Consider the following 1,253-nt stretch of genomic DNA (forward strand, 5'->3'; position numbering starts at 1 on the left):
GTCACCGGGACCTGCCTGGCGGAAATGGGCAACCACGTCCTGTGCGTGGACGTGGACGCGGCCAAGGTCGCGCGGCTCAAGGGCGGCGAAGTGCCGATCTACGAGCCGGGCCTCGCGCCGATGGTCAAGCGCAACCACGAGGGCGGCCGGCTGGATTTCACCACCGACGCGGAACCGGCGGTGCACCACGGCGACGTGATCTTCATTGCGGTGGGCACACCACCGGACGAGGATGGCAGCGCCGACCTGCGCTACGTGCTCGAAGTGGCGCGCAGCATCGGCAAGCACCTCAACCGCTACGCCGTGGTGGTCAACAAGTCGACCGTGCCGGTGGGTACCGCCGACAAGGTGCGCGCGACCATCGCCCAGGCGCTGGCCGAGCGCGGCGCGGTGATCCCGTTCGACGTGGTCTCCAACCCCGAGTTCCTCAAGGAAGGGGACGCGGTGGAGGATTGCCTGCGCCCGGACCGCATCGTGATCGGCAGCTCCAGCGAGCGCGCCACGGCGGTACTGCGCAAGCTGTATGCGCCGTTCAACCGCAACCACGACCGCACGGTGGTGATGGACGAGCGCTCGGCGGAGCTGACCAAGTACGCGGCCAACGCGATGCTGGCGACCAAGATCAGCTTCATGAACGAGATCGCCAACATCGCCGAGCGCGTCGGCGCGGACATCGAACAGGTGCGCCGCGGCATCGGTTCGGACCCGCGCATCGGCTACCACTTCATCTACCCCGGCGCCGGCTACGGCGGCTCGTGTTTCCCCAAGGACGTGCAGGCGCTGGAGCGCATCGCGCGCACGGTGGACTACGAGGCGAAGCTGCTGGGGGCGGTGGAGGCGGTCAACCACGCGCAGAAGGGCAAGCTGTTCGAGCTGATCGAGCGCCACTGCGGCGGCCAGCTGAAGGGCAAGACGGTGGCGCTGTGGGGCCTGGCGTTCAAGCCCAACACCGACGACATGCGCGAGGCCTCCAGCCGGCGGCTGATGGAACAGCTGTGGGCCGCGGGCGCGAAGGTGCGTGCGTTCGACCCGGAGGCGCGCGCGGAGACCACGCGCATCTACGGCGAGCGGGCGGACCTCACGCTGTGCGAGGACGCGTACGAAGCGCTGGAAGGGGCCGACGTGCTGGCGATCGTGACCGAGTGGAAGGCGTTCCGCGCGCCGGACTTCGCGCGCATCCGCGGCGCGTTGAAGGACCCGGCGATCTTCGACGGACGCAACCTGTACGACCCGGCGCAGGTGGAGGAGGCGGG

The 1,253-nt window shown here is 69.4% G+C and carries 1 protein-coding gene; it reads left to right on the top strand.

Annotation, left to right across the window (positions count from 1 at the left end):
- On the top strand, positions 1–1,253 hold a 1,253-nt coding region (locus ACFWZ4_RS16450; protein ID WP_439705731.1), incomplete at both ends, for a UDP-glucose dehydrogenase family protein.

It is taken from the genome of Frateuria sp. GZRe12 (assembly GCF_051900535.1).
Taxonomy (GTDB): Bacteria; Pseudomonadota; Gammaproteobacteria; order Xanthomonadales; family Rhodanobacteraceae; genus Frateuria_A.